Annotated in this window: 2 protein-coding genes; both read right to left on the reverse strand. The window is 46.9% G+C overall.

Annotated elements, in window-relative coordinates:
- Window positions 1-399 precede the first annotated feature (399 nt).
- Entirely contained in the window at window positions 400-7629 is a 7230-nt protein-coding gene (locus GA0061070_RS23455) for an Ig-like domain-containing protein (RefSeq protein ID WP_090138861.1), read from the reverse strand.
- A gap of 126 nt (window positions 7630-7755) precedes the next feature.
- Window positions 7756-8409 carry a hypothetical protein gene (locus tag GA0061070_RS23460; RefSeq protein ID WP_090138863.1) on the reverse strand — a complete coding sequence of 218 codons (654 nt, stop codon included), beginning with the start codon at window positions 8407-8409 and terminating at the stop codon, window positions 7756-7758.
- Window positions 8410-8944: the final 535 nt, after the last annotated feature.

Consider the following 8944-nt stretch of genomic DNA (forward strand, 5'->3'; position numbering starts at 1 on the left):
GCCGGTCAACCGGGTCAGCGAACTGCTACCCTGGCGCATCACACTGCCAACTGAATAGCACATCCCTGTCAATACGGCCCTCGGTGTACGCTTACATCCAACAAAGCATTTTGTCGGTATCTGTGAAATGGTGCTAAAGCACCGCGGAAAAAATTCTGACATACCTGGCGAACAGGCATAGAGGTGAGCCCATTGAATTGGTTGCACAAATCAGTAGATCACAAAACTCTATGCCTGTCTTTTTTTACCCGCCCATTACTGGGGATTCCCCAGCGCCTGAGCGATCACCTTTAACGAGTGGGCAGTTACACAGGATTATTTACAGGCTCAACGCTGGCCATGAGTAGAGCCTAAAAAGCCAGCATTATACATCAAATTCAACCAGTTAGAGGCAGCACTCTACTGGTTACATGAAGCGTAGTACTCTGCTGTGCTAGCTTCATCTCTGCCATTCAACATGTCTACATAATAGATAATATAGGTTCCGATACTGGAGCTTCGGTAAAGCTTTCCTACAGGCCAGCCTATTCGTTTTGTCACCGCACCATTCGTACCATAAACAGCTAGCAGTGCATCTTTTTTCGGTAAACTGCAATTTCTTTGACTCGCGTTTTTATGTACAGCCCATACCTCTCCATTTTCTGTATTTTCTTGCGGCGCTCCTGAATCTTCTTCTTTAAGTTTTGGTCGCTTAATACCATTCGAAATATCTTCCATGTGCCCCCAGTATTTTGCATATTGCGAGTCTGGACTAGTAACGACAGTAAACGTGGCGGTACGGGTTATTGCCTCCCCTTTATCAGGGGTAATCAATATTATGGTTTCTAGTCCTTTCCCATTGTCATCACGAATTTCGAACGTTACTTCTCCATTAACATCACTTTTCTTAATGTCACTAACTTTACCCTCTATCTGAGCTGATGGAGACTCTGCACCACCTTTTCTATTAGTAGCAGAAGATACTTTTGACACTATTGATATTCCGGAGACAGGACTCTTACCACCTTTATCGCTCGAAACCTTAACCTTCATGACAATTTTTTCACCGACCCTGGCTTTGTCATTCATTGCTACGCTCATGAAGACTTTATCCGCAACAACCGCGTCGTCCATAACCTTTGTGACAATAGCCCCTTCAGCCCCGGCAGCATTTATAGGCAATATTGAAAGTTCTATTTTATTACCAATTTGCTCTGCGGTTGGCACATATGAGGGCACATCACCACTTTTCTGGATAGATAGCCCTTTCTCCCTCACTTTATCTGATGTCTCGCCTTCTTTGCCCCACAGGTATTTCGACTTATCCACTACCTGAGATGAAAGATAGCCGGCATCAAAAGCGTAGGATGCAGATATTGGCTTACCTACCATCGCTTCACTTTTAATAAGCACATTACTGACAGAAGGATTGTCGTAAACATTCACGCTATAAAAAGATTTTTTGGGTGATATTTCATAGTACTCATTCGAAAGTAAGTTAGCTGAAACGACTATGCTGCCTATCTTTTTCAAACTAAGCTTTCCATCTTTTACTTCGGCTATTTCGTCGTTCGAAGAGTTGTAAGTGATTTGATTAGTAATCTCTGGAGGAATGGGGGTTTCCGGAGACTGTATATTAATTTCGCCTTGCCCTAAAAACTCATCTTGAGAAGAATTTTTGAAGTTAAATACATACTGTCCTTTATCCAAAACATATGTGGCATCAACTGACATGGCAATGAACTGATCTGTTTCTGGCGTACTAACCGTAACCGTTGTGGCCCCCGGTTTCACTGCTGTAAGCTTGCCTGTGTTGTCTACTCTAACAATCGATGCGTCTTTAGTCGTGTATGTAGCCGTAAGTCCATCATGCACATCGCTGTTGGTATAATTAGCGGTAATGTTCCGCTCCTTACCATCAGCCCAGACTGCAGTAATGGGATCACCTGTTCCTGCTTTCAGCCCTGGGTTAGCTTTGGACACATTCAGTGTGTATGACGCCATCGCCTGATTGTATTGCCCATTTCCCGGAGTATATACCGAAATTCTCGCGCGGCCTGATTTCAGAAGGGTAACTGTCCCGTTCCCGTCGACAGTGGCCACACTGGTGTCTGAACTCGACCACTTCTGCTCCACACCTTCAGGCATACCGCGTACAACCGGGGAATCAGCGAAACTTCGCGTCCATGTAACAGGCAGCTCAACATTATCAAACCGTAAATCTGGCGTAATAGAACCCACAGTGACTGTAACAGAATCCCCCATCTTTATACCGTCAACCTGAGCATTGAGAGTGACCTGTCCTTTGGTTGTAGCGGTCCCTGTCGCCACATAGTTTCCATTCTGCAAGTCCTGAACCGGACTGAGCAAAAAGCCCATCAGCGAACCTCCCCCTTTAATTGTCACTGTCTTACCCGTAACCGGATTACCGTAACCGTCTTCAAGGCTGGCTGTTAGCTTTACAGTATCCTTACCGTCGGAGCCTATGCTGGTTTTATCTGCACCAAAGGTTGCTTTTTTTATATCTCCCGCCACCACAGTGACGCTGTCCGCCTGAATATGGTTATTTGCATCAAGATATGCAGTCATCTGAAGTTGGCCCACGGAGTGACTTTTCGCCGTTGTGGTCGCGACACCTTTTTCATTGGTGCGCGACGTTGGTTCATAGCTTTCCGCCTGACCACGGAGTTGCCAGGAAACCACCACATTTGTTAATGGGTTCCCCTGTGCGTCAATGACCGTAGCACTGTAGGTCACACCCTCTGTATCACCGGCTACCATTCTGGTTTTATCAGGCCTGACGGTCAATAATTTCCAACTATCTGTATCGCCTTTCACCGTCAGTACCCGGCTCTTGTTCAGCGCAATATTACCCACTTTAGCCGTAAGTGTGGCGCTACCTGCCTTGTTGCTGTTCACCGTCATTGTATAAAGGCCAGGTGCATTACTGTTTTCCTGGCTTTCGCCGACATTCACATTGTTGTTATCGCTGTGACCGCTGACACGCTTCCCTGCGAGAAGATTGCCATTACTGTCACGCAACGTCAGGGTCAGTGTTGCGGTTTCTTTTCCTGCAACGATGGCTGAAGGGGCGAGTGTTAGATCTGAGCGATTTTCATCCACATCACCTGCACTAAATATCACGTCCGGAGCTGCAGTAATGCCCGACGGAAGAATAAGATCCACTTTGGCAATACCTACGCGTTGTCGAGTCAGCGTGACGCGGGCTGTACCGAAATCATCCGTACGCGTTACCTGTGAACTAAGTGAGCTACCTTCGTTTGTACTCCAGGTTACCGGAATACCTGCCCCCAGAGCATTCTCGTTAGCGTCGGTAAGCACCGCTGTATACGTTACAGAATCGCCAACCGTGGCAGAAGTCGGTGCCGCGCTGATGCTGCCTTTAACTTTGACCGTATCATTATCAGCGTTGAGCGTTAGTGAAGCGGTATGGTTGATGCGGATATTGCCCACATCAGCGCTGGCCTGTGTGGTTCCCGCTTTTTTACCCGATACGGTTGCCTCATAGACGCCAGTCGACACCTCACTGAAAGCTGATACGTTCATCTCCAGGTCAGGAGCAAAATTCGCGTTTATCTTATCCCTGAGACCTGTCAGTAGATTCCCCTTAGTATCTCGGGCAATGACGTTGAGTATGGCAGTTTCTTTTTCTGCGATAATGCTGGTCGGGGAAAGATTGAGTGAGGATTTATCCGCACTGATATCACCAGCCATGAAGTTGACGGCTTTATTTGCCTTAACCGGCGAACCACCACCCAGCATAGCAGAAACCCACGCCGTACCGGCAGTATGGCTACTTAACGTAATTTCAGCCACGCCGTTCTCATCAGTACTGCTCAGGCTTGAAGAGAGTGTGCCCAGAGTAGTACTCCAGCCCACGGTAACCCCTTTAAGCTTTGTATTGCCGTTTTTATCCTTAACCCGCGCACGAAGCGTAACGTTTTCCAGTCCATCGGCCTTAGCCGTGTCAGAGCCGGATACCTCCACGCTGTCAATCTGCGCAGAATCCTGGCTTGCCAGAAGTGCCAGTGGCGTCTGCAAGTTAACCGTCCCGCTTTGCGCCTTCAGCGCCCATACCCCCTCGGCAGTTCCAGTAACCACAGCCTGATAGACGCCATTACCCTTTTCAACTGGAGTAAAATGAATACCTGATTTTGTATCGGCCTTCCAGCCGACGTCCTTTCCAGATACTGGGTTATTCCATTTATCCCGAAGGATAAGTGATGCCAGGGTTTCTGACTTGCCATCAGCGGTAATGGACTGGGGAGAAACGGAAAGCAGACTGTGCTGGCCGATAGGCTCTCCCGGCCCAAAAGTCACCTGAGCCGAACCTTTGTGGCCATTGTAAAGTAAGGCCGTGACCGTAGTGAGCGTCGCCTGAGTTCCCATCAGCTTAACTGTCGCCTGACCTTTCGTATTAGTCTGACTGACCGCATCGCTTAACTGATTGTGGCTGGTTTGCCATACCACACTTGTACCGGAAACGGGATTATTATACCCATCAAGAACGGTGGCCGTCAGTGTGACTGGTTGAGTTTGTCCTGCAGTTGCCGATGCCTTATCTGGAATGACAGTCACATTGGCTGTCTGCTCATCGGATAGAGCCTGTAGGGTCAGCGATTTATCAGCACCCTTACCGAAAGAAGCGGAAACAGTCACCTGACCTGCATAGCGGGTGATCAGGGAAGCGGAAGCCATGCCATTTGAATCGGTTACTGGATGGGGGGGGGTAATATTTGCTTTATTACCGTTACTGAGTGTCACTTCCACACCAGAAAGTGGGTTGCCGTGGGTATCTGTTACGTTGACGGTCAGTGCCACAGTGTCTGTACCATTGGCCGTCAACGTCTGTTTATTGCTGCTCAGTGTTTTAATGATCGGACTCTGCTTGTCCGCAATGAAAGTAAACGGAGAAGATGACTTTGATGACGAATTTGTGGATGCGGTTACGAATACGTCGCTGTATGCCCGAGTACTGGTTACCTCTGCTTTAGCTACCCCCTGTTCAGAGGTCAGGGTTTGTGAATGCTTAAAGGATACGATGCTGTTGTCCTTGTTGGATTTCCAGTCTACCGGGATACCGGAAAGAGGGTTGCCATTCTGGTCTTTGATAAGTGCCCTGAATGTCACAGCAGTGGCACCGTCAGCGACACCGGATGTAGCTGTCGTATCCACGGAGGTCACAATAGCGGTCGCATTATTGCCGGTAAAAATGGTCTCTTTTGAGACTGACTGACCATTAACGCTGGCAGCCACATGTGAAGTACCTGCAACAGTACTGATCAGAGTAGTAGTGACCATTCCTTGGGTATCCGTTTTGACAGTTTTTTCCGCAAGCACAGCACCGTTATCTGTACTGAACGTAACCAGTATGTCCGGTACGGCATTCCCCGAGGCGTCGTTAACTCGGGCTGTCACTGTTTTTTGTGTTTTACCGTCCGCCAGTGAAACATCTGGAAGAACGCTTAAATTCTGTTTCTCAATCCGAGCTGTATTCTGGTCAGGACGGAATGAAAGCTTCAGTGTCTTACTCCCCTTATCATTAATACTGGCCGTAACGGTTGTCTCACCGGCATGCTGAGAGGTCACCGGAACGATGGCAGTACCATCGGGTTCAGTGACAACTGTTCCTACAACAGTCGCACCATTATCTGCTTTCAAGGTGACGGACTGACCGGGTACCGGATTATTTTGTGCGTCAACAACAATCACTCGTAACCTATTCTGTGATTGACCGTCAGCAATGGCATTGTTTGCAATCACATCCAGGGCATCAACCAGCGCAGTAGTATTATCTGCCGTCAGATTCACATTAACAGACGCAAAATGCATATTTCGAGCTGATGGTGTTAGCGTAAATGCTTCCGGCATTGTTCCTGCCGTTACTTTCATCACATATTCGCCAGCGGCACGTCGGGTGAATGCCGATACAGTGGCGCGACTGCTGCCACGAAGTTTAGATGTTTTATCAATGCTGATTTCTTTCTCAGCAATATCAACCGGCTGCCCCCCTTTATCTTTCACTTTCAGAACAAACTCCTGCTGTGAATTACCATCTGCAGGTAGTGTCACGACAGGAGGCGAGAGCGAACTGGTAGTTGTATCAATCTCGGCTTGGGTGACGGTAACCTGAGTGTCAGCCCTGTTGGAGATATTCCCTTTTTTGTCTATGGCTACACCGCTCACGGTGTAGTTGTTGACGCCATCTGCACCAGAACGGTATGCAGGCATTACAACGGTCCAGTCGCTGCCGCTCTGCAAGATTTTGCCTCCGGCAGCAATAAATGCCGGTGCAGACCAGTCGATATGCTCCAGTCCATATTTGCTCGTTACCGACACTCCCAGTGACTTTTGTTCACCGGCATAACCTGCCACTAAATTTGCCGTTTTTAGGCGGATAACTTTTTTCTTTCGGTATTCCAGAACAATATTATTGTTGCGTTCGACCAGATCATAGCGTCTGCCCGCCAGACTGCGCATTGCGGCCACCGCATCAGAGTTAATCTGCTGTTGCCACGGCACACCGAGCTGATAATTCATGTCAACGCCAAAACGTGTGTCATTCTCGTTCGATTTACTCTGTCGCTGCTCAGCACTGAGTGTGATTAACGGTACCGGTGTATAGGTTATTCCCGCAGTAATGGCATGGGGGGCTCGCTGGCGATTATTTTTGCCAAACAGTCCCACTTGTTGACCATAGTATTTTTCATAGGTCAATTTTCCGCCCAACTTCGGTAGCACAGGAAGCCAGGCCTGCGCACGTATATCCCAACCATTAGCAGGCCGTTCCTCATAATCGGTAATATTTGGCGAATTTTTCCAGTTGGTCAGGCGCCGGTATCCATTTACACCCAATTTTAAGAAGTCACGCCAATACTCTAGCCCCAATCCCATGCGAGCGTGTTCATGTGACAGGTCATAGTCCAAAAACGTATTTCCTCCCAACATCCATGTATCAGTGAACCAACGATACCCCATACCAAAATTTGACTGGGTGCGATCATCTGTGCGGTGGAAACTGGCTTGGGTGAAGACAAGACTGTCCTTTTGTTCATACAAAGGGACAAGCAGGTCAAACTGAGAATTTTTGAGGGAGAAGTCTTTGTTAACATCCAGTTGTACTCTTGTCGTACCAAACCGACTCAGCCACTGCTGAATTTCACTACTGGCCGCACTGGAGGCTATCCCTCTAGCCATTGATGCAGCGGCGTCGCCGTTTGGATTCTGACTTAGAAACGCGCCCGCTTGTGAAGACATCCCTGCCAGTTCTTGAGCTTTTACATCGTCGCTAAGCGTGGCGGATGAGTCGGCAGTATCGTTATTCTGTTCATCCCATATGATGGCTGGTAACGGCGCATAAGGAACGTTGAGTTCGTCCCCCGGTTGCAGATAGTCAAAACCATGCGAAAAAGTACGCAGTTGATTTAATTGGCGCAATGTGGATAACGTTATATTGTATTTTTTCGCCACTGACTCAATAGTTTCCCCTGATGATAGGATATATACCTTTGTCGGCATCGTCGCTCGACCGTCTGTATTTTCCAGAAAATGCCGATCGCTGTCGGCACCGGCCATCATTGGGGTGAATGTGCCTGCCAGCGGGAAAGCAATCTGAGTAATAATATTCATCCATGCTATCAATCGGGTCTTATGCGGGCATTTAAATACTTTCTTAGGACGTGGAATATAACTCGAGGGTGAACTCACTGTATTGTTTCTCTATATCGTTGTGTTAGATATGGAACTAGCTCGAACCTAATTGAGGTGCATGCCTGTATTCGGATGCATTTGTACTAACGAGGGGGATGGGTTATGTGGTGTACAAAAGCGCACAAAATCGTTGAGATGGTTAAAACCCAATTTTTTAAGCGCACGTTTACGCCAGTAATAGGCGCTTTTTGTTGAAATATTCATCCATGTCGCTACCGCATGCATATCGCGAACCAACAGATAGCGATTCAAGGCGGTCCACTCTTTCGCACATAAATACACACCTGTGTCATCTCCTTTCTTGGGGGGGAACTTCCCGTTCAGCCATAACAACACTGACTCACGAATATTTTGCAGGCTTGTTTTTGTAAAAAGTACGACGGTGTGATTCCCAAGTATTTGTTGGTGAATTAAAGGCGTCACTGCATCCACCAAAAGTAAGACGGCAAAGTGCGATTGATTAGAGACGTTTTGCAGCCACTGAAGGCCATGGGTTATTTCTAACGGAGAGCAATCAATCAATGCAATAGCGCAATATGCCGCATATTTCACACGGTAATGGCTACAGTCTTGAGGTAATGAGGTGATATCCCATTTAGCCTCAGGCATCAGTTTCACGAGACCAATTGAAAACAGAGGAGATGCAGAAAATAGCCTGATTAGCGGAGGAGATACATCACGATAGAACAAGGGATACATAGTTTTTCCAGCTCCAGAATATAAAAACAGATGCAATGTTGCCCGAGAAATCACGCGGAATTCATGAGCAGGGACTGTGGTTAGTTAGTCAGTCACGGACCGTGACTAATTAAAACACAAGCTTAATCAATCATCAAAATCGATCAATTGTTTAATAATAATTGATTAAAACGATTGATTATTGTGTGATTGATCGACCGTGGCGATCAATATTTATTAGTAATATTCAAGAAAATTCTTAATATTCATAAGGTAATAACGAAATATTTAAAATGAATACAAATGAAGAAAATGCGATGAGAGAAGGAATATCTTTATATCATGAAATATAACGTTACATTTTAGATGGGGTGTATTCAGGTATATTTTGAGTGATATGACGTTTTTTAAGACTCTCATATAAGGGGTCAGTCCAGAAATCCGTGTACGTTAAGGTAATCCCCCCGAAAAACCGGTGTGTTTATAAGTAGAATTTTCTCCTGACCTGAATGCAGGGGGATTTCTATGAAGCGATCACGTTTTACTGACAGTCAGA

The organism is Kosakonia oryziphila (assembly GCF_900094795.1).
Lineage (GTDB): Bacteria > Pseudomonadota > Gammaproteobacteria > Enterobacterales > Enterobacteriaceae > Kosakonia > Kosakonia oryziphila.